18 protein-coding genes are annotated in these 18,821 nt (G+C 68.5%); 10 read left to right on the top strand and 8 right to left on the bottom strand.

Annotation, left to right across the window (positions count from 1 at the left end):
- Window positions 1–19 precede the first annotated feature (19 nt).
- Window positions 20–673, bottom strand: a complete 654-nt coding sequence (locus HMPREF1224_RS25765) for a histidinol-phosphatase (RefSeq protein ID WP_003110585.1) — start codon at window positions 671–673, stop codon at window positions 20–22.
- Window positions 674–876: 203 nt separating this feature from the next.
- On the opposite strand from HMPREF1224_RS25765, the gene HMPREF1224_RS25760 reads away from it, so the two are divergent.
- The 3 genes from HMPREF1224_RS25760 (at window position 877) to HMPREF1224_RS25750 (ending at window position 4,814) form a co-directional block, all read left to right on the top strand.
- The gene (locus HMPREF1224_RS25760) at window positions 877–1,356 is read left to right on the top strand and encodes an RNA pyrophosphohydrolase (protein ID WP_003084400.1); all 480 of its coding nucleotides are present in this window, start codon (window positions 877–879) and stop codon (window positions 1,354–1,356) included.
- A 22-nt stretch (window positions 1,357–1,378) separates the two neighbouring features.
- Window positions 1,379–3,658 (top strand): phosphoenolpyruvate--protein phosphotransferase, encoded by a 2,280-nt coding sequence (gene ptsP, locus HMPREF1224_RS25755; protein ID WP_010793548.1) that lies wholly within the window; start codon window positions 1,379–1,381, stop codon window positions 3,656–3,658.
- Between the two features lie 118 nt (window positions 3,659–3,776).
- Window positions 3,777–4,814, top strand: coding sequence for a sensor domain-containing diguanylate cyclase (locus tag HMPREF1224_RS25750; RefSeq protein ID WP_003112961.1), 1,038 nt, complete (start codon window positions 3,777–3,779; stop codon window positions 4,812–4,814).
- A 3-nt stretch (window positions 4,815–4,817) separates the two neighbouring features.
- Here HMPREF1224_RS25750 and HMPREF1224_RS25745 read toward each other — a convergent pair whose 3' ends face one another.
- Complete coding sequence (locus tag HMPREF1224_RS25745) at window positions 4,818–5,573, bottom strand: NRDE family protein (protein ID WP_003112962.1); 756 nt, start codon at window positions 5,571–5,573, stop codon at window positions 4,818–4,820.
- Between the two features lie 121 nt (window positions 5,574–5,694).
- On the opposite strand from HMPREF1224_RS25745, the gene HMPREF1224_RS25740 reads away from it, so the two are divergent.
- The 3 genes from HMPREF1224_RS25740 (at window position 5,695) to HMPREF1224_RS25730 (ending at window position 8,308) form a co-directional block, all read left to right on the top strand.
- Entirely contained in the window at window positions 5,695–6,498 is an 804-nt protein-coding gene (locus HMPREF1224_RS25740) for a sulfite exporter TauE/SafE family protein (RefSeq protein WP_003110587.1), read from the top strand.
- Between the two features lie 9 nt (window positions 6,499–6,507).
- Entirely contained in the window at window positions 6,508–7,308 is an 801-nt protein-coding gene (lgt, locus tag HMPREF1224_RS25735) for a prolipoprotein diacylglyceryl transferase (RefSeq protein ID WP_003112963.1), read from the top strand.
- Between the two features lie 205 nt (window positions 7,309–7,513).
- Window positions 7,514–8,308 (top strand): thymidylate synthase, encoded by a 795-nt coding sequence (locus HMPREF1224_RS25730; protein WP_003110588.1) that lies wholly within the window; start codon window positions 7,514–7,516, stop codon window positions 8,306–8,308.
- A gap of 26 nt (window positions 8,309–8,334) precedes the next feature.
- On the opposite strand, the gene HMPREF1224_RS25725 is transcribed toward HMPREF1224_RS25730, so the two are convergent.
- The 3 genes from HMPREF1224_RS25725 to HMPREF1224_RS25715 are packed head-to-tail and all read right to left on the bottom strand — an operon-like array spanning window position 8,335 to window position 11,924.
- Window positions 8,335–9,132, bottom strand: coding sequence for an FkbM family methyltransferase (locus HMPREF1224_RS25725; RefSeq protein ID WP_003112965.1), 798 nt, complete (start codon window positions 9,130–9,132; stop codon window positions 8,335–8,337).
- 34 nt (window positions 9,133–9,166) lie between these two features.
- A complete protein-coding gene (locus HMPREF1224_RS25720) occupies window positions 9,167–10,546 on the bottom strand; it encodes a GTPase/DUF3482 domain-containing protein (protein WP_010793547.1) in 1,380 nt (459 codons plus the stop codon).
- Window positions 10,539–11,924: a DUF2868 domain-containing protein gene (locus tag HMPREF1224_RS25715; protein WP_003112967.1), complete on the bottom strand. Its 1,386-nt coding sequence runs from the start codon at window positions 11,922–11,924 to the stop codon at window positions 10,539–10,541. The genes HMPREF1224_RS25720 and HMPREF1224_RS25715 overlap by 8 nt, the downstream gene beginning before the upstream one ends.
- A gap of 190 nt (window positions 11,925–12,114) precedes the next feature.
- Between HMPREF1224_RS25715 and HMPREF1224_RS25710 the strand changes: the two genes are divergently transcribed.
- On the top strand, window positions 12,115–12,477 hold the full coding sequence (locus HMPREF1224_RS25710; RefSeq protein ID WP_003102907.1) for a hypothetical protein: 363 nt from the start codon (window positions 12,115–12,117) through the stop codon (window positions 12,475–12,477).
- 36 nt (window positions 12,478–12,513) lie between these two features.
- Here HMPREF1224_RS25710 and HMPREF1224_RS25705 read toward each other — a convergent pair whose 3' ends face one another.
- On the bottom strand, window positions 12,514–13,665 hold the full coding sequence (locus HMPREF1224_RS25705) for a glycerophosphodiester phosphodiesterase (protein WP_003102904.1): 1,152 nt from the start codon (window positions 13,663–13,665) through the stop codon (window positions 12,514–12,516).
- A 209-nt stretch (window positions 13,666–13,874) separates the two neighbouring features.
- Between HMPREF1224_RS25705 and HMPREF1224_RS25700 the strand changes: the two genes are divergently transcribed.
- The 3 genes from HMPREF1224_RS25700 to HMPREF1224_RS25690 all read left to right on the top strand — a co-directional run bounded on the left by HMPREF1224_RS25700 (window position 13,875) and on the right by HMPREF1224_RS25690 (window position 16,595).
- On the top strand, window positions 13,875–14,969 hold the full coding sequence (locus HMPREF1224_RS25700; protein WP_003102900.1) for a hypothetical protein: 1,095 nt from the start codon (window positions 13,875–13,877) through the stop codon (window positions 14,967–14,969).
- Window positions 14,966–16,006 carry a hypothetical protein gene (locus tag HMPREF1224_RS25695; RefSeq protein ID WP_003112968.1) on the top strand — a complete coding sequence of 347 codons (1,041 nt, stop codon included), beginning with the start codon at window positions 14,966–14,968 and terminating at the stop codon, window positions 16,004–16,006. Before HMPREF1224_RS25700 ends, HMPREF1224_RS25695 begins: the two co-directional genes overlap by 4 nt.
- An 82-nt stretch (window positions 16,007–16,088) precedes the next feature.
- Complete coding sequence (locus HMPREF1224_RS25690; RefSeq protein WP_003084430.1) at window positions 16,089–16,595, top strand: dihydrofolate reductase; 507 nt, start codon at window positions 16,089–16,091, stop codon at window positions 16,593–16,595.
- A 15-nt stretch (window positions 16,596–16,610) separates the two neighbouring features.
- Here HMPREF1224_RS25690 and HMPREF1224_RS25685 read toward each other — a convergent pair whose 3' ends face one another.
- Together HMPREF1224_RS25685 and HMPREF1224_RS25680 are read right to left on the bottom strand one after the other, a co-directional pair.
- Complete coding sequence (locus HMPREF1224_RS25685; protein WP_003102894.1) at window positions 16,611–17,084, bottom strand: metallophosphoesterase family protein; 474 nt, start codon at window positions 17,082–17,084, stop codon at window positions 16,611–16,613.
- A gap of 138 nt (window positions 17,085–17,222) precedes the next feature.
- Complete coding sequence (locus HMPREF1224_RS25680; RefSeq protein WP_003102887.1) at window positions 17,223–18,608, bottom strand: nucleobase:cation symporter-2 family protein; 1,386 nt, start codon at window positions 18,606–18,608, stop codon at window positions 17,223–17,225.
- Between the last annotated feature and the right edge of the window lie 213 nt (window positions 18,609–18,821).

The following is an 18,821-nucleotide window of genomic DNA, read 5'->3' as shown; positions in this document are numbered from 1 at the left end:
CGGCGCGCTTGTCAGTGGGTCAACGCAGGGAAATGATCGGCCAGCCGCGTTTTTCCGCCTCGGCGCGTAGGCGCGGATCGGGGTCGACGGCCACCGGCCGGCTGACCTTTTCCAGCAGCGGCAGGTCGTTCAGCGAGTCGCTGTAGAAGCTGGCGCCTTCCAGGTCCAGGCCGTTCTCGTCGAGCCAGCGTTGCAGGCGCACCACCTTGCCGCCCTGGAAGCAGGGCACGTCGAAGGTCTGCCCGGTGTAGCGGCCGTCGCGCATCTCGCACTCGGTGGCGATCAGGGTCTCCACCCCGAGCCGTTCGGCGATCGGGCCGGTGACGAAGCGGTTGGTGGCGGTGATGATCACCAGCCGGTCGCCGGCGGCGCGGTGCTCGGCGAGCAGCGCCTCGCCCTTGGCCAGCACGATCGGCTCGATCACTTCCTGCATGAACTGGCGGTGCCAGGTTTCCAGCTGGGCCATCTCGGTGCGACCGAGGATCGCCTGGGTGAAGGCCTGGTAGGCAAGGACGTCGAGCTTGCCGGCGACGTAGTCGGCATAGAAGGCGTCGTTGCGCGCCTGGTATTCGGCGGCGTCGACCAGGCCGCGCTGGCACAGCCATTCGCCCCAGCTATGGTCGCTGTCGCCGGCGAGCAGGGTGTTATCGAGATCGAAAAGGGCCAGACGCACGGGGTGACTCCATCGGTTGGCGGGTGGCGGAAGGGCCGCGAGAGCCTTTTGCGAAGGCTCCCACCGGGCCTTGGGAAAGCCCCTAGCCTACCGGCTTTTGCCGGCCCTGTATCCTCCCCGCACGAGTCGCAAAGCCGCGCGTTGCCGCTATCACAAGCTTTATGGAACAATGCGGGCACATGCGATTTCGAGGATGTCCCAGCGTGATCGATTCCGATGGTTTTCGCCCGAATGTCGGCATCATTCTCGCCAACGAGGCGGGGCAGGTGCTGTGGGCGCGGCGTATCAATCAGGAAGCCTGGCAGTTCCCGCAGGGAGGCATCAATGATCGCGAAACGCCGGAAGAGGCGCTGTATCGCGAGTTGAACGAAGAAGTCGGGCTGGAGGCCGGGGACGTGCGCATCCTGGCCTGCACCCGCGGCTGGCTGCGCTACCGTTTGCCGCAGCGCCTGGTGCGGACCCACAGCCAGCCGCTGTGCATCGGCCAGAAGCAGAAATGGTTCCTGCTGCGGCTGATGTCCGACGAGGCGCGCGTGCGCATGGATATCACCAGCAAGCCCGAGTTCGACGGCTGGCGCTGGGTGAGTTACTGGTACCCCCTGGGACAGGTGGTGACCTTCAAGCGCGAGGTCTACCGCCGCGCCCTGAAGGAACTGGCCCCGCGCCTTCTGGCGCGGGACTGAACACGGAGACAAGGCCCCGAGCATGCTCAACACGCTGCGCAAGATCGTCCAGGAAGTGAACTCCGCCAAGGATCTGAAGGCGGCGCTGGGCATCATCGTGCAGCGGGTCAAGGAAGCCATGGGTACCCAGGTCTGCTCGGTGTACCTGCTCGACAACGAGACCCAGCGTTTCGTCCTGATGGCCACCGAAGGCCTCAACAAGCGTTCCATCGGCAAGGTCAGCATGGCTCCCAGCGAAGGCCTGGTCGGCCTGGTCGGCACCCGCGAGGAGCCGCTCAACCTGGAGAACGCCGCCGCCCACCCGCGCTACCGCTATTTCGCCGAGACCGGCGAGGAGCGCTACGCGTCGTTCCTCGGCGCGCCGATCATCCACCATCGGCGGGTGATGGGGGTGCTGGTGGTGCAGCAGAAGGAGCGCCGCCAGTTCGACGAAGGCGAGGAGGCCTTCCTCGTCACCATGAGCGCCCAGCTCGCCGGGGTCATCGCGCATGCCGAGGCGACCGGTTCGATCCGCGGCCTGGGCAAGCTCGGCAAGGGCATCCAGGAAGCCAAGTTCGTCGGCGTGCCCGGCGCCCCCGGGGTCGGGGTGGGCAAGGCGGTGGTGGTGTTGCCGCCGGCCGACCTGGAAGTGGTGCCGGACAAGCAGGTCGACGACATCGACGCCGAGATCGCCCTGTTCAAGCAGGCCCTGGAGGGCGTTCGCGCCGACATGCGCGCGCTGTCGAGCAAGCTCGCCAGCCAGTTGCGCAAGGAAGAACGCGCGCTGTTCGACGTCTACCTGATGATGCTCGACGATGCCTCCATCGGCAACGAGGTCAAGCGCATCATCCGTACCGGCCAGTGGGCCCAGGGCGCCCTGCGCCAGGTGGTGATGGAGCACGTGCAGCGCTTCGAGCTGATGGACGACGCCTATCTCCGCGAGCGCGCCTCCGACGTCAAGGACATAGGTCGCCGCCTGCTCGCCTACCTCCAGGAAGAACGCAAGCAGAACCTGACCTACCCGGAACAGACCATCATCGTCAGCGAGGAGCTGTCGCCGGCGATGCTCGGCGAGGTGCCGGAAGGGCGCCTGGTCGGCCTGGTCTCGGTGCTCGGCTCGGGCAACTCGCACGTGGCGATCCTCGCCCGTGCCATGGGCATCCCCACGGTGATGGGGGCGGTCGACCTGCCGTACTCCAAGGTCGACGGCATCGACCTGATCGTCGATGGCTACCACGGCGAGGTCTACACCAACCCCTCCGCCGAGCTGGTGCGCCAGTACAGCGACGTGGTCGCCGAGGAGCGCGAGCTGAGCAAGGGCCTGGCGGCCCTGCGCGAGCTGCCCTGCGAGACCCTCGACGGCCACCGCATGCCGCTCTGGGTCAACACCGGCCTGCTCGCCGATGTCGCCCGCGCCCAGGAGCGTGGCGCCGAGGGCGTGGGCCTGTACCGCACCGAAGTGCCGTTCATGATCAACGACCGCTTCCCCAGCGAGAAGGAACAGTTGGCGATCTACCGCGAGCAGCTCAGTGCCTTCCACCCGCTGCCGGTGACCATGCGCACCCTGGATATCGGCGGCGACAAGGCGCTGTCCTACTTCCCGATCAAGGAAGACAACCCGTTCCTCGGCTGGCGCGGCATCCGCGTCACCCTCGACCACCCGGAGATCTTCCTGGTCCAGACCCGCGCCATGCTCAAGGCCAGCGAAGGACTGGACAACCTGCGCATCCTGCTGCCGATGATCTCCGGCACCCACGAGCTGGAAGAGGCCCTGCACCTGATCCACCGCGCCTGGGGCGAGGTGCGCGACGAGGGCGTGGACATCGCCATGCCGCCCATCGGCATGATGGTCGAGATTCCCGCCGCCGTGTACCAGACCCGCGAGCTGGCCCGCCAGGTCGACTTCCTTTCGGTCGGTTCGAACGACCTGACCCAGTACCTGCTGGCGGTCGACCGCAACAATCCGCGGGTCGCCGACCTCTACGACTACCTGCATCCGGCCGTTCTGCATGCGTTGAAGAAGGTGGTCGACGATGCCCACCTGGAAGGCAAGCCGGTGAGCATCTGCGGCGAGATGGCCGGCGATCCCGCGGCTGCCGTGCTGCTGATGGCGATGGGCTTCGACAGCCTGTCGATGAACGCCACCAACCTGCCCAAGGTGAAGTGGCTGCTGCGCCAGATCACCCTGGACAAGGCCCGGGACCTGCTCGGCCAGTTGCTCACCTTCGACAACCCGCAGGTCATCCACAGCTCGCTGCACCTGGCGTTGCGCAACCTCGGCCTGGGTCGCGTGATCAACCCGGCGGCTACCGTCCAGCCCTGATTTCCCGCGCGCCGGACGCTTCGTCGTGCGGCGCTTACGCTTTCCCCGCAAGCGTATAGACTGCCTGCCATTCGGTAGAGGCCACTGGCCAGTCGAACGTGCGAGGGATTGCCGCAAAATGGACGAACGGGCGTCGAAGCCGCCAGGTCTTCTTCCGCTGTCACGCGAAGACCTTGAGAAAACCCTGCGATATGCCCTGGAGATCGTCAGCGACGGGATCTGGGACTGGAACATCGCGACCAACCAGGTCAGCCGCAGCGCCGGCTGGTACCTGATGCTCGGCTATCCGCCGCATAGCCTGCCGGAGAGCGTGGAGACCTGGAAGAGCATCATCCATCCCGAGGACTATCCGCGGGTGATGGCCAGCTTCCAGGCCTACCTCGACGGCGAAAGCCCGGAATACTGCGAGGAATACCGCTGCCGCACCTACAGCGGGGATTACCTGTGGATCAGCGATCGCGGGCGTTTCGTCGAGTTCGACGAGCGCGGCGAGCCGCGGCGGATGATCGGTGCGCACCACGAGATCCATCAGCGCAAGCTGGTCGAGCTGGAGTTGCAGCAGCGCAACGAGGAACTGTTCGACTGGAACCTGCGTCTCGAGGAACTGGTGGCCGAGCGCACCGAGGCGCTGCACCGGGTCAACCAGGCGCTGGCCTCGAAGATGGCCGAGGCCCAGCGCCTGAGCGAAATCGATCCGCTCACCGAGCTGTACAACCGACGCAAGTTCGAGCAGTGCCTGCACCATGAATGGATGCGCCGGCAGCGCCATGGACGCGCCACGGCACTGGTGATGATCGATGTCGATCACTTCAAGCGGATCAACGACCTGTTCGGCCACTCCACCGGTGATCGCGTGCTGGTCGCCTTCGGCCGCCTGGTTGCCAGCGAGCTGCGCGAGGTCGACGTGCTGGCGCGCTGGGGTGGCGAGGAGTTCATCCTGCTGCTCCCGGAAACCGGCCTGGAGGCCGCGGCGGCCTTGGCCGAACGCCTGCGCCAGCGGGTTCGCTCGCAGTCCTTCGAGATGGGCGAGCGGTTGACCGCCAGCTTTGGCGTCGGCGTGCTGAATGATGGCGAGACCCTCGACCTGCTGCTGTGCCGGGTGGACGACGCCCTCTATCGGGCCAAGCAGCGTCGCGATTGCGTGGCCTGTTGCTGAAGGTCAGCCTGGCGGCAGCACCAGGCTGACCTCGCCGAGCCGGGCGCCGGACGGCCCGAAGCTGCGCTCGATCATCTCCCGCGTGCCGTCGGCGTGTACCCGTACGACGCTGCTGGCGCGAGTGCCGTAGCTCGGGCTGGCGATGAACACGCTGGAGAGCAGGCGTTCCGTGGCCAGACCCACGCCGGTATCCGGCAACTGGCCGTCGGCGGCCGGCGCTGCGTCGGCCAGCAGCTCCAGCAGGGCCTGCGGATGCGGCTCGGCAAGCCGCTCGGCGAGGGCGGCGCGAGCCTTGAGCAGCTTCGGCCAGGGCGTATCGAGGGCCGCGTTGGACAGCCCGTAGATCCCCGCCGGCAGCAGGCGCGGTGGCCCTACGCGGGGGTTGTAGTGCCAGAGCTGATGGCGATCGCCAATGAGCAGGTTGAAGCCGGAATAGTCCGCGGCGCGCCCGGCGACCTGCGCCAGGTAGTCGGCCGGGTTGCCGCCGCCGCGCAGGAAGTCCGCCACCAGTTCGCCACGGGAGCGCTTGCCGAGAGCCTGCGACGGATCGCGGACGTTGGTCAGGGCGGCGAAACGGCCGGCCGGGCCGAGCCCCAGCCAGGTGCCGCCGGCCTCCAGGTCGCGTCCGGCGAATACCCCCTCGGCGTCCTCCCAGGCCGCCAGCGGCAGGCTCGGGCGGGCATAGAATTCGTCACGGTTGGCGGCGACCAGCAGCGGCAGGGCGTGCCCCGGTTGCCAGGCGAAGACGATCAGGCACATGCGCGATCCTTGGGATGGGCTGGCCGTCAGGCTAAAGGCATCCGCCATCGCCGTTCAAGCACGACGCCTGCCGCACGGCGCGCAATTCCGTTACCATGCCGGCTTTCCAACGGGGGCGTGCATGGAGTTTCTCCTCTATATCGTGCTGGGCGCCTGTGCCGGCGTGCTGGCCGGACTGTTCGGCGTCGGCGGCGGCCTGATCATCGTCCCGGCGCTGGTCTTCAGCTTCACCGCGCACGGTTTCGGCGGCGACGTCCTGACCCAGATGGCGGTCGGCACCTCCCTGGCGACCATCGTCTTCACTTCGATCAATTCCATTCTCGAACACCATCGGCGCGGCGCGGTGCGCTGGCCGGTGTTCGCCTGGATGACCCTCGGCATCCTCATCGGCAGTGCCCTCGGCGCGCTGACCGCGGCGCAGATCAAGGGGCCGCTGTTGCAGAAGATAATCGGGGTGTTCGCCATCCTGGTCGCTTTGCAGATGGTTCTCGACCTCAAGCCCAAGGGTAGCCGCGAGGTGCCCGGCAAGGGCGGCCTGACCCTGGCCGGCGCGGTGATCGGCTGGGCCTCGGCGATCTTCGGCATCGGCGGCGGTTCGCTGACCGTGCCTTTCCTCAGTTGGCGCAGCGTGCCGATGCAGCAGGCGGTGGCGACTTCCTCGGCCTGCGGCCTTCCTATCGCCATTTCCGGCGCTCTGTCGTTCATCGCGGTCGGCTGGCACAACCCGCAGTTGCCGGAGTGGAGCCTGGGCTACGTCTATCTGCCGGCGTTGGTCGGCATCGCCGCCACCAGTATGCTGTTCGCCCGCTTCGGCGCGCGCCTGGCGCATCGTTTGTCGCCGCGCGTACTCAAGCGACTGTTCGCCCTGCTGCTGTTCAGCGTGGGCATAAGTTTCCTGACCCCCGATCTCGCTTTTCTGTCGTAGGAGTTATCGATGCTGACGTATCCCCAGATCGATCCGGTTGCGCTGGCCATCGGCCCGCTGAAGATCCACTGGTACGGGCTGATGTACCTGATCGGGATCGGCGGCGCCTGGCTGCTGGCGTCGCGCCGGATGAAGCGCTTCGACCCGACCTGGACCAAGGAGCGCCTTTCCGACCTGGTCTTCTGGGTCGCCTGCGGCGTGATCCTCGGTGGCCGCCTGGGCTACGTGCTGTTCTACAACCTGGACGAGTACATCGCCAACCCGACGCTGATCTTCGAGGTCTGGAAAGGCGGCATGTCCTTCCATGGCGGCCTGCTCGGCGTGATGCTGGCGGTCTGGTGGTTCGGCAAGCGCCATGGCAAGAGCTTCTTCCAGCTGATGGACTTCATCGCCCCGCTGGTGCCCATCGGCCTGGGCGCCGGGCGCATCGGCAACTTCATCAACTCGGAACTGTGGGGCAAGGTCAGCGATGTGCCCTGGGCCATGGTCTTCCCCAACGGCGGCCCGCTGCCGCGGCATCCCTCGCAGCTGTACCAGTTCGCCCTGGAAGGCGTGGCGCTGTTCGTCATCCTCTGGCTGTTCACCCGCAAGCCACGGCCGACCGCCTCGGTCTCCGGCCTGTTCGTGCTGTGCTACGGGATCTTCCGCTTCGTCGTCGAATTCGTCCGCGTGCCGGATGCCCAGCTCGGCTACCTCGCCTGGGGTTGGCTGACCATGGGCCAGGTGCTCTGCGTACCGATGGTGCTGGCCGGCATTGCCCTGATGGTCTGGGCCTACCGCCGCGACGCGGCGCAGCCGAAGGCGGCCTGAGCCGCTTTTCGTGCCCGGGGCGGATAACGTCGCAGGCGTCATCCGCTCCGGGCAGCCGGCTTTCCGCTCCAGGGCGTGCATGGCTTGCGCCGGTCGCGCCGAACTGGCGATGCAGGCTCCGTCGCCGTAGACTTGGCCATCCTTCTGTCATCCCTCGGTGGGAGCCGCCACGTCGGCGCCGCACCGATATCGATCCGAGCCTCCGATGAAACAGTACCTCGACCTGATGCGCCACGTGCGCGAGCACGGCACCTTCAAGAGCGACCGCACCGGCACCGGCACCTATAGCGTGTTCGGCCACCAGATGCGCTTCGACCTGGCCGCGGGCTTCCCCCTGGTGACCACCAAGAAGTGCCACCTCAAGTCGATCGTCCACGAGCTGCTGTGGTTCCTCAAGGGCTCCACCAATATCGCCTACCTCAAGGAGCACGGCGTCTCGATCTGGGACGAATGGGCCGACGAGAACGGCGACCTCGGCCCGGTGTATGGCTACCAGTGGCGCTCCTGGCCGGCGCCGGACGGCCGCCACATCGACCAGATCGCCAACCTGATGGCGATGCTGAAGAAGAATCCGGACTCGCGCCGGCTGATCGTCTCCGCCTGGAACCCGGCGCTGATCGACGAGATGGCCCTGCCGCCCTGCCACGCGCTGTTCCAGTTCTACGTCGCCGACGGCAAGCTCAGCTGCCAGCTCTACCAACGTTCGGCGGACATCTTCCTCGGCGTACCCTTCAATATCGCCAGCTATGCCCTGCTGACCCTGATGGTGGCGCAGGTCGCCGGCCTGCAGCCGGGCGAGTTCATCTGGACCGGCGGCGATTGCCACCTGTACGCCAACCACCTGGAGCAGGCCGACCTGCAGCTGACCCGCGAGCCGCTGCCGTTGCCGAGCATGAAGCTGAATCCCGAGGTGAAGGATCTGTTCGACTTTCGCTTCGAGGACTTCGAGCTGGTCGGCTACGAGGCCCATCCGCACATCAAGGCACCGGTCGCGGTCTGACCCTTCGGCGGAGCCGTCGGCTCCGCTCAACCGAACAGGCGACGGTACCAGGGAAGCGCGCGCCAGTCCCGCAAAGCCCGCTCCGCATCTTCTGCGCGTTGCAGCGCCTGTTCCAGGGCCTGCTCCAGCGGAGCGACCGGATGGCTCATGGCATGGCCATGGCAGAGCTGGAAGTCGTCCAGCAGGTTCGGCGGTAGCGCGAAGGCGCCTTCCAGGCGGGCCTGTTCCTCCGCCAGGTAATAGCCGTTGAGGCCGTCGAAGTGGACGAAACGGTAGCCCGCGGCGAGCAGCGGCGCTTTCCACTCGGGGTCGTGGTCGAATGGAGTTTCCGCGAGGATCAGCCACGGGCGCCAGCGGTTCAGGTCGAGGCCGCGGAGCACCGCGCCTTCCAGCCCTTCGACGTCGATCTTGAGGAAGTGGATCGGCCCTTCGACATGGGCCGCGCAGATCGCGTCCAGGGTGCTGACCTTCACTTCGCGCGGGGTGGCCGTGCAGCCCTCGGCCTGGCGCTGGCGGGCTAGCTCGGGGTCCAGGGTGGAGAGACCCGAGGCGGCCATCTCGTAGAGCGTGGCGCGGCCTTCGCGCTCGCCAATGGCGAGGTTCAGGTTGAGGTCTTCCGGCCGTTCCCGCTCCAGCTCGCGGTGCAGGTGGGGCAGCGGTTCGATGTTGATGCCGCGCCAGCCGCGCTCGTAGAACGCCAGGGTGACCGAGTCGATCCGCGGGTGGTTGGCGCCGACGTCGATGTAGAACCCCCTGGGGAAGAGTTTCAGGGCCCGCCAGAGTCGGACGTCTTCCAGGTTCTGCGCGTAGGAAACGAAGGGCATGGGCCTACCTCTTGGGCGATCGTCGCCCAGTCTGTCATTCCCTGCGCCCGCTCTCCAGCAATTCGGCCAGCGCGTCGATCTGTTCCTGGCGGTCGCTGCCGCCCACCCGCCTGCCGTTCAGCGACGACCACTCCGGATGCGCGCGCGCCTTGCGCAGCGCTTCCGGCAGCTTGCCTTCGCGCCACTGCTTGTCCTCCGGGGTTTCCAGGCGGATCGCCTCGACCGCCGCGTGGCCGCGCGTTTGCAGGGCTGCCAGGAGCTGCCGTTGGCGCAGCGCGAGCAAGCGCAGCACGGCGTCGTTGACGGTCAGCTCGCGGGCGCCCTTGAGCTTGCCGAGCAGGCGCGAGCCGTAGTGGCCGACGGTCTGCCAGGCGCCGCCGGCGAGGGCACCGAGGGCGGCGGCGGCGCCAAGGGTGACGCCGCCCACCAGCAGGTCGATGCCGGCGCCGGCCGCGGCACCGGCCGCAACCCCGCCGCCGAGGCGGATACCGAGTTGGCGCAGGGTCTCCGGATTGAACAGATCGTCGCCCCAGCGGCCGTCGAGCAGCGGCAGGTCGGCGGCGCGGGCGTCGTCCCTGGCGAAGGCGTAGAGCCGCAGCAACGCTTCCACGCAGGCCTGCTCGCGCTTGCGCACCTGCTGGTGCAGGTCGCGGGTGGCTTCCTGCACGGCGCTTTCGCCGCCGGGCACCAGGCGCCGGCAGGCGGCGACGTCGACCAGCAATTCGGCGATCAGCCGTTGCCCGGCGCGCAGGCGCGCGGCGGCCTGGGTCTCATGGTCGGCGATCAGCCGGTCGAGTTGCGGCCGGGCGCGCTCCAGCAGCAGCGCCAGGCTCTCGTAGAGGCGCCGTTCGCCGTCCAGCGGCGGCGCCACGCTGTCGAAACGCACCAGGGCGTGCAGGCCCAGGCGAGCGAGGGCGGCGCGCCACTCCTCCTCGCGATGCTGCGGGCTGGCGACGAAGTTCAGCACCGGCAGCAGCGGCCGGCCGCAGCCGGCGAGCACCGCCAGTTCGTCGCGATACTTGGCCAGCACCGGTTCGCGGGCGTCGATCACGTAGAGCCCGGCGTCGGAGGCGAGCAACTGGCGGACCACCTTGGCTTCCTGTTCGAAACGCCCGCGCGCTTCGTTGCTGTCCAGCAACCGCGCCATGCGTTCCGGGCCATCGAGACGCTCGCCGGGGCGCTCCAGGGCGTCCAGGTAGTCGAGCAGGGCGATGGCGTCTTCCAGGCCGGGCGTGTCGTAGAGTTCCAGCAGCGCTTCGCCGTCCACCGACAGCCTGGCGCCCTCGACGTGGCGGGTGGTGCTGGGGCGATGGGAGACTTCGCCGAATCCGCGGTCGCGGGTCAGGGTGCGCAGCAGCGAGGTCTTGCCGGTATTGGTGTGGCCGACCACGGCCAGGATCAGCGGCTCAGTCATGGCCGGTCTCCAGCCAGGCCAGCGGCGAGGTCTCGCCGTGCGGCAGTTGCAGGCGTTCCAGGGCGGCGTGCCAGTCACCCAGGCGGTCGCTGTCGAGCGCTTCGCCGGGCGGAGCCTGGAGCAGCCAGATGCGGGTGCTGGCGGCGCAGCGGGCGAGTTCGCCGAGCAGTGCCAGGGTGCCGCGGTCCGGCGAGCGACGCGGGTCGCAGGCGATGGCCAGGCGCGCCGGCGGGTAGCGGGTCAGTTGTTCGAGCAGGCGACGGCGCTGCTGGCCGTCGTCGAGGATGCCGGCGTCGGCGACGCCTTCGGCGAGCTTCGGCGGCCAGGGCCGGCGATCGTCCAGCTCCACCGCCACCAGCACCGCTCCGGCGGCTTCCTGGCCGGACTGGCCGCCCTGCGGCTCCGGCAGCCAGTCCGGTGCCGCGTCGCTGACGCCGAGGCGTTCGCTGGCCGGCATCAAGCGTTCGCGCAGCAGGCTGTAGCCTGGGTCGTCGAGGTCCAGGTCGAGGTGGGCCAGGCCGCGTTTCCAGCGCCACAGGCAGAGCAGACCGAGCAGCGCGCGCGGCAGGACCCCATAGACCAGCAGTACGCCTACCAGCCAGCCGGCCCAGGCGTGCCGTGCGGCTTCGCTGGCCAGGGCGGCGTCGCCGCTGGCGCGGATCAGCTCGGCGTCCGGCAACGGGAAGCCAAGCAACGCCGGCAGGGCGCCGAGCGCCTGGGTAAGGGCGATGAAGGTATCGCTGCCGAGAATGGTGGTTTCCCAGACGAAACCGTAGCGGCGGGTCGCCAGCAGGCCGAGGAGCATGGCCAGCGCGGTCAGCAGGCCGAGCAGCCAGAGCCCGTGGACCAGCGCGCCGAGGCCCCAGCGCGCCAGCCGGCGCCGGCCGAGCAGGACCAATAGCGCCGGCGCCAGGTGCGCGGCGCGGGCATCGCGCGCCAGCTTGCCGCTGAGCCACAGCCAGAGCCGGCCGAGCGCGCCCGCGGCCTCGCCGCCGGCGAGCAGGCCGAGGGCCCAGCCGAGCAGGGTCAGCAGGTGCAGGCCGAGTAGGCTGGCCAGCGCCCAGAACACGTTGACCGGGCGCTGGCCATCGCCGAGCGCGGCGAAGGCCAGTCCGGCGCCGCTGGCCAGGGCCAGCACCAGCAGCAGGGCCAGCGCCAGCCGCGAACCCTGGCGCCAGGTCCGCAGGGCGTCGAGCAGGCCCTCGCGGCGGCCCAGCCAGTGGGCGCGGGTGAGAATACGGCGCGGCAGGGAACCGCCCTGGGCCAGCGCCTGGCGAACCGCCTCGCTGTCTTCCAGCGGACCGGCCTGCTCCTCGCGCAGGCGAACGGCCTCGGTCAGCCAGAGGGCGTCGAGGCCGGGATGCGTCGTGTGACTCAAGTCACCTCCTGTGTCGATTTCCCTGCCGAGCGTGAATCGTGCCCGGCCAACGGCGTCTGATCAGCGCCAAACATAGCAAAAGCGCCCCGGCGGCTCATGCTGGCTTGCCAGCCGGCTGGCGGCGGGGTGTGGGATTTTGACTGGCGCCGTGGCGAAAGCGTTCGGCGCCGGTAGCGAGAGGAACACTGAGATGAAGGTAGTACGCCGATACCCCCTGGCGCTGTTGCTGGGGATGGCGGGCGCGCTGGCCGACGAGTTGCCCGATGGCTCCTTGCTGCAACGCTATGGCGTGCAGGCCGACCAGTTGCCGACCCTGGCGGCGGATCCGCCGTCGCGCAAGGAGGAGAAGGAAACGCCGTCGCGCTTCCGGGTGGAGCCGGAGCAGCCCTTGGTGACCTTTGGCGTCAAGGACCACAAGGGCATGGAACCCACTGGCAACCCGTCGATCGACGCCATGCACGAGCGCGATCGGCGGATCTGCCGGAACATCAGGCGGCAGGCACTGGAGAAAGGCAAGGCACAGCCCTTCGACGGCTACATCGAGTGTCCATGAGGCCGGCGCCCGCGTACGAGCGCCGGTCGGGCTGCGTCAGCGCTGCTCGCGCAGGCGCACGGCGACGTCCGGCTGGTCGCTGAACAGGCCGTCGATGCCGGCGTCGAGGTAGGCCCTGATCTCGCCGGCCAGGTCGCCGCGCGACTGCGGGTTGCCGTCGGCGCTGCGGAACTCCGCCGGAAGGAAGCTGTTTTCCGCGCGGAAGGTGTAGGGATGCACCTTCAGCCCGGCGGCGTGGGCGTCGCCGACGAAGCGGGTCGGCTGGCCGAGGTTGCCGTTGGCATCGCGGGGAATCACGTAGCTCTTGTCCGGACCGACCCCGTAGGCGTAGCGCGCCACCTGGCGCAGGCCCTTGGCGGTGGCCATCTCGGCGTAGGTCAGGCTGCCGCCGGCAGCCTGCTGGTCGTAGGGCTGGCCGCTGCCGTAGAGCTGCACCAGGCGGATGCCGGTGAGGCGCTTGAGTTCCTTCAGGTTGTTCACCTCGAAGGACTGGATGAATACCGGCGCGCGCGGACCGAGGTAGCCGTTGCGGTGCAGGGTCTTCACCAGCGGGCGTTCCATGGCCAGGCCGAGGCGCTGGAAGTGGGTGCCGTGCTTGATCTCGGGGTACAGGCCGATGGTGCGCTGCTGGCTGATCTGCAGGCTTTTCACCAGGTCGATGATCTCCTGCAGGGTGGGGATCTCGAAGGTGCCGTCCAGGCGCGCATTGCCCGGGCGGATCGTGGGGATGCGCTCGATGGCGCGCAGGGTCTTCAGTTCGGCGAGGGTGAAGTCTTCGCTGAACCAGCCGGTGAGTTCCACTCCGTCGACTTTCTGCGTGCGCTTGCGGTCGGCGAATTCCGGGTGCTGGGCGACATCGGTGGTCAGGCCCAGTTCGTTGTCGTGGCGGGCGACCAGCTTGCCGTCGCGGGTCATCACCAGGTCCGGCTCGACGTAGTCGGCGCCCATCATCACCGCCAGGGCGTAGGCGCCCAGGGTGTGTTCCGGTACGTAACCGCTGGCGCCCCGGTGGGCGATGACCAGCGGCGAGCGTTCGTCGCTGGCCGGGTGGCGAACGGAGGCCTGGCCCTGGGCCCAGTCGATGGCGCGTTGTACGTTGCCGGTGTCGGCGTGGGCGGCGCTGGCCAGGCCAGCGGCGAGCATCAGGCAGGCGGCGCCGAGGTGGCGGCGCAGGAAGGCTGGTTGCATGACGGGTCCTCGTCGGCGGTTCGGGAGTGTTCCAGTCCAGCAGATTGACGCAGCCAGGTGATACTTCTTTGCCCGTTTCGCGACATTCCCGTGACAATCGCCGCCAGCGTGACGACGTCGGCGTTTTCCCGGCCAATCCAACGAAAGGGGCGGACGGCCGGGGCAGGGTATAGGGTGACGGCGCTCGCATAACAATAAGAGGATCGGTGATGGCTTCCGCGCAACCTGCCTCCGCGTTTCCCTGCCTGTCGTTGCAACTGGCCTGCCTGTTGCTGGGCGCCTGGCTGGCCTTCGATGCCCACGGCGGCGGCCAGGCCGTGGCGCCGCCGGCCCGTGTCGAAGCGCGTGTGCCGACGGCCGCTACCGATGACTGGGGACGCCAGCCGGACAGCCTGATGAGCGCCGTGCCGCCGCGCACGCTGGAGGCGAGCGTCGGCGCCCGCGGCTCGGGATCGGCGAGTTCGCGACTGTGGATCGCCGATACCGACTTCCGCCTGCACGACGACATCGGTTTCTTCATCCAGCGCATGCTGATCCGCATGGAGCCGACTCGTCCCGGCGCGCCCTTGTCGCTCGACGATCCGACGGCGATGGTGGCGCGGATCCAGGCCGGCGAGATATTCGTCAGCGACGCCACCCTGGCGACCCTGCTCAACCAGGACCTCGCTGCGTCCCGCGCGGCCGTGCGCAACCTCAGTATGAACACCCGCAAGGACGGCCAGGAAGTGCGTGGCGAGTTGTTGCGCAAGGGGCGCTGGCGGCCGCTGCGGATGCTCACCGAGATCGAGCTGAGCGGTCCGCTGGAGGTGACCCTGGTACCCCGGCGGATTTTCGTCGACGGGGTCGAGGTCACTTCGTCGCTGGCGGCGGCCTCGATCGAGATGTCCGAGGTGCTGAAGCTGAAGACCCGGCACATGGAACTGGTCGGCAACCGCATCCGCGTCGACCTCGACGGATTGTTCCCGCCGCCGCGCCTGGACTTCCGCGTCAGTCGCCTGGCCCTGGCCGACGGCGGCATGCAACTCGCCCTCGGCGACTCCCTGGCCGACCTGCAATGGCCGGCATTACGGGCGCCGGACAGCTACATGTTCATCGAGGGCGGCGATATCAAGATGGCGCGCACCGTGCTGGTCAAGGCCTATGCCCTGTTCACCAGCCTCAGCCCGGGGCAGCCGCTGCTGTTCAATCTCTACGACTACCGGCGGCAACTGCAGAACGGCGTGATCCGCCTGCGCGAGGACGGCATGGTGCAGATCGCCGTGTCGCCGGTGAAGGCGCCGGCGCCGCTGGAGGCACGGCTGTGAGCCGGCGTCCGTGGGGCGTACTGCTTGGCTGTTGCCTGTTGGCGGCCAGCGCGGCCCAGGCCGAAAGCGCCATCGACCGGCAGCAGCGCGAACTGGCCCTGCTGCGCGAGGGCTGGTACCGGCAGGTCCCGCCGGCGCCGGTGCCGCTGCCCATGCGTACGGCCGGGCCGGCGGATTCCGGCCAGGATGGCGTCGGCATACTGCTGCGCAACGTGGACATGTACCTGCGCGGCAACATCGGTTTCCACGTGCCCGAGGTGAAGGGCTGGCTGGTGCCGAACCGGGCCGGCCAGCCGGTGGACTTCGACCGTCCGCAGGACATGCATTTCCAGGTGATGGAGGGCGAGGTGCTGCTCAGCCCGCGGCAACTGGCCAACCTGTTCAACGAGCACATCCTCGCCTACGACGGGACCATGTTGAAGGACTTCCGCATGAGCAGTGCGGCGGGACGCCTGGAGGTGGAGGGGCGGGTGCGTCCGCTCGGCGTAGGGCCCTGGCTGCCGCTGCGGCTGGGCGGCGGCGTGGAGGTGGACGCGGCCAGCGGCGCGCTGGTCTATCGGCCCGACCAGTTGAGGGTGATCGGTCTGCCGCTGTACGGGGCGATGAGCCTGGTCGGCCTGCCGATGTCGGCGCTGGTCAGCCTCGATCGGCCGGGGGCGAGCCTGGTGGGCAGCGCCATGCGCCTGGACTACCGCAAGGTCTTCCCGCTGCTGGGCATCGACGGCCACGTACAGGAGGCCTGGCTCGACGACCAGGGGCTGCACCTGCGTTTCTCCCAGGCGCCCGGCCAGCCGTCGCCGGTGTTCAGCCCGCCGGCCGCGGCGGGCCCATCCTTCCTCTGGCTACAGTCGGGCGACCTGAAGATCTTCGAAATCCTCATCACCTACGCCCAGGTGCTGCTGAAGACCGAGACCCCGGACCAGGTGCTGACCTTCAACCTGCAGGACTACCGCAAGGTGCTGGCGACCGGCACCACCCAGGTCAACGAGGATGGCACCTTCTTCATGCAGGTGCCGCCGTATGCCAATCCCTTGTAGGCCGGCCCGCACAGTTGGCCTGGAGTCCGCCGGCGCGAGTGTTTATCCTCGCGCCTTTGTCCTTCCACGATGAGGTAACCCCATGGCACGACCGCTGGCGATGATCGCCGCCCTTGGCGAGAACCGCGCGATCGGCATCGACAACCGCCTGCCCTGGCGCCTGCCGGCCGACCTCAAGCATTTCAAGGCGATGACCCTCGGCAAGCCGGTGATCATGGGGCGCAAGACCTGGGACTCGCTGGGTCGGCCGCTGCCGGGCCGGCTAAACCTGGTGGTCAGCCGCCAGGCCGGCCTGGCACTGGAGGGTGCGGAAGTGTTCGCCAGCCTGGACGCCGCGCTGGCGCGCGCCGAGGCGTGGGCGCAGGCGGAGGACGCCGACGAACTGATGCTGATCGGCGGCGCCCAGCTCTATGCCGAGGCCTTGCCGCGCGCCGCGCGTCTCTACCTGACCCGGGTTGGCCTGGCGCCGGAGGGCGACGCCTTTTTCCCCGAGATCGATGGTGCGGCCTGGCGCCTGGCGTCGAGCATCGAACACGCCGCGGCTGACGATGCGCCTGCCTACGCCTTCGAGGTATGGGAGCGCCGCTGACGGTTCCAGGCGGGGTCAGAGGGTGATCAGCTCCGCCTCGATCTTCTTCCCCGCCACTTCCAGCACGCCGATCCCGATCGGCAAGCTGAAGCGCCGCGGCCCGGCGCTGCCCGGGTTGAGGTAGAGCACGCCGTCGCGCTCTTCCTTCAGCGGCTTGTGCGAATGTCCGGCGACCACCACGTCGATGCCTTCGGCGGCCGGGTCGAGGTCGAGTCGCTTGAGGTCGTGCAGCACATAGAGGGTCAGCCGGCCGATCTTCAGCAGCAGGCGCTCGGGGATGTCCGCCGCCCAGTCCTGGGTGTCGTTGTTGCCGCGCACCACCGAGAGCGGCGCCAGGCGTTCCAGCTCGGCGAGGATTTCCGGCTTGCCGATGTCGCCGGCATGGATCAACTGGTCGCAGCCGCGCAACCGTTCCAGCGCCTCGGGCCGGAGCAGGCCATGGGTGTCGGCGATCAGGCCGATGCGCAACGGGCGGCGGGACTGGGGCATGGGCGCGGGTCCGGGTTGCGGGATGGAAGAGGGTGGCCGACGGGCATGGCCATGCCGTCGATCATACCCAACCATTGGCCGGGTACGAAAACCCTTCGGCGAAAACCGCGACGCCACCCGGAGGTGGCGCCGCCCCTATCAGTGTCCGGCCTTCTGGACCGGGCTTTCCGGCAGGAACCAGTTCAGCAGCAGGGCGCAGATGCCGCCGGTGGCGACCCCGGATTCCAGCACGTTGCGCAGCGCCGCGGGCATGTGCGCGAGGAACTCCGGCACCTGCGAAACGCCCAGGCCGAGGGCCAGGGATACGGCGATGATCAGCAGGGCACGGCGGTCCAGCTGGATGCCGGCGAGGATGTTGATGCCCGAAGCGGCCACCGCGCCGAACATCACCATCGCCGCGCCGCCCAGTACCGGTTCCGGCACCGCCTGGATGACCCCGGCGACGCTCGGGAACAGGCCGAGCAGGACCAGCATGGCGGCGATCCACAGGCCGACGTAGCGGCTGGCCACGCCGGTGAGCTGGATCACCCCGTTGTTCTGGGCGAACACTGAACTGGGGAAGGTATTGAAGATACCGGCGAGGAACGAGTTGGCGCCGTTGACCAGCACGCCGCCCTTGATCCGCTGCATCCACAGCGGGCCTTCCACCGGTTGCTTCGACACCTTGCTGGTGGCGGTGACGTCGCCGATGGCTTCCAGGGAGGTGACCAGGTAGATCACCAGCATCGGGATGAACAGCGGCCAGGAGAAGTCCAGGCCGAAGTGCAGCGGGGTCGGTACCTGGAACAGCTCGGCCTGGTGCATGCCGGTGAAGTCCAGGCGACCGAGGTAGCCGGCCAGCGCGTAGCCGACGGCCAGGGCGATGACGATGGCGCAACTGCGCATCCATACCACCGGGATGCGGTTGAGCACCACGATGATGCCCAGCACCACGCCGGACAGCAGCAGGTTCTCGCCGTTGGCGAAGGTGCCGTTGGACATCGCCGAGAAGCCGCCGCCCATGCTGATCAGGCCGACCTTGATCAGGGTCAGGCCGATCATCAGCACGACGATGCCGGTCACCAGCGGGGTGATCAGCCGCTTGACGAACGGCAGTATGCGCGAGATGCCCATCTCGACGAAGGAGCCGGCGATGACCACGCCGAAGATCGCCGCCATCACGCTTTCCACCGGCGTGCCCTGCTTGACCATCAGCGCCCCGCCGGCGATCAGCGGGCCGACGAAGTTGAAGCTGGTGCCCTGGACGATCAACAGTCCGGCGCCGAACGGGCCGAAGCGCTTGCACTGGACGAAGGTGGCGATGCCGGAGATCACCAGCGACATCGACACGATCAGATTGGTGTCGCGCGGCGATACGCCCAGCGCCTGGCAGATCAGCAGGCCGGGGGTAACGATCGGCACGATGATCGCCAGCAGGTGCTGGAGGGCGGCGAGCAGGGCGATGGGAGCGCTGGGACGGTCGTCCAGGCCATAGACCAGGTCGTTGCGGGCGCTGGCGTCCGACGGGCTTTGCAGGGAACTCATGGTGGCGGTCCGGGGAAAAAGAGCGCGATTTTACTGGGCGAACACGGTCTCGCCCAGGCCTGGCTGCGCCGCATGTCGGCGGATAACGCCGGTGGCGTATGCGCCCTGCGGTTGGAGCGTGGGTGAGCGGTAGGGCGAATGACCGCTTGCGATTATCCGCCATTCGGCGCGCGTACGCGTGAATGAAAAAGCCCGGCGCGGGACCGGGCTTTT

The organism is Pseudomonas sp. P179 (assembly GCF_000478485.2).
Lineage (GTDB): Bacteria > Pseudomonadota > Gammaproteobacteria > Pseudomonadales > Pseudomonadaceae > Pseudomonas > Pseudomonas aeruginosa.
Note: the sequence above shows the minus strand (reverse complement) of the source record. Positions and strands in the feature narration are given on the sequence as shown.

Excerpts from the sequence above, each read along its gene's own strand:
- ptsP (WP_010793548.1), top strand. The coding sequence starts at position 1,379 with ATGCTCAACACGCTGCGCAAGATCGTCCAGGAAGTGAACTCCGCCAAG.
- HMPREF1224_RS25750 (WP_003112961.1), top strand. The coding sequence starts at position 3,777 with ATGGACGAACGGGCGTCGAAGCCGCCAGGTCTTCTTCCGCTGTCACGC.
- HMPREF1224_RS25745 (WP_003112962.1), bottom strand. The coding sequence starts at position 5,573 with ATGTGCCTGATCGTCTTCGCCTGGCAACCGGGGCACGCCCTGCCGCTG.
- HMPREF1224_RS25740 (WP_003110587.1), top strand. The coding sequence starts at position 5,695 with ATGGAGTTTCTCCTCTATATCGTGCTGGGCGCCTGTGCCGGCGTGCTG.
- lgt (WP_003112963.1), top strand. The coding sequence starts at position 6,508 with ATGCTGACGTATCCCCAGATCGATCCGGTTGCGCTGGCCATCGGCCCG.
- HMPREF1224_RS25730 (WP_003110588.1), top strand. The coding sequence starts at position 7,514 with ATGAAACAGTACCTCGACCTGATGCGCCACGTGCGCGAGCACGGCACC.
- HMPREF1224_RS25725 (WP_003112965.1), bottom strand. The coding sequence starts at position 9,132 with ATGCCCTTCGTTTCCTACGCGCAGAACCTGGAAGACGTCCGACTCTGG.
- HMPREF1224_RS25720 (WP_010793547.1), bottom strand. The coding sequence starts at position 10,546 with ATGACTGAGCCGCTGATCCTGGCCGTGGTCGGCCACACCAATACCGGC.
- HMPREF1224_RS25710 (WP_003102907.1), top strand. The coding sequence starts at position 12,115 with ATGAAGGTAGTACGCCGATACCCCCTGGCGCTGTTGCTGGGGATGGCG.
- HMPREF1224_RS25705 (WP_003102904.1), bottom strand. The coding sequence starts at position 13,665 with ATGCAACCAGCCTTCCTGCGCCGCCACCTCGGCGCCGCCTGCCTGATG.
- HMPREF1224_RS25700 (WP_003102900.1), top strand. The coding sequence starts at position 13,875 with ATGGCTTCCGCGCAACCTGCCTCCGCGTTTCCCTGCCTGTCGTTGCAA.
- HMPREF1224_RS25690 (WP_003084430.1), top strand. The coding sequence starts at position 16,089 with ATGGCACGACCGCTGGCGATGATCGCCGCCCTTGGCGAGAACCGCGCG.
- HMPREF1224_RS25685 (WP_003102894.1), bottom strand. The coding sequence starts at position 17,084 with ATGCCCCAGTCCCGCCGCCCGTTGCGCATCGGCCTGATCGCCGACACC.
- HMPREF1224_RS25680 (WP_003102887.1), bottom strand. The coding sequence starts at position 18,608 with ATGAGTTCCCTGCAAAGCCCGTCGGACGCCAGCGCCCGCAACGACCTG.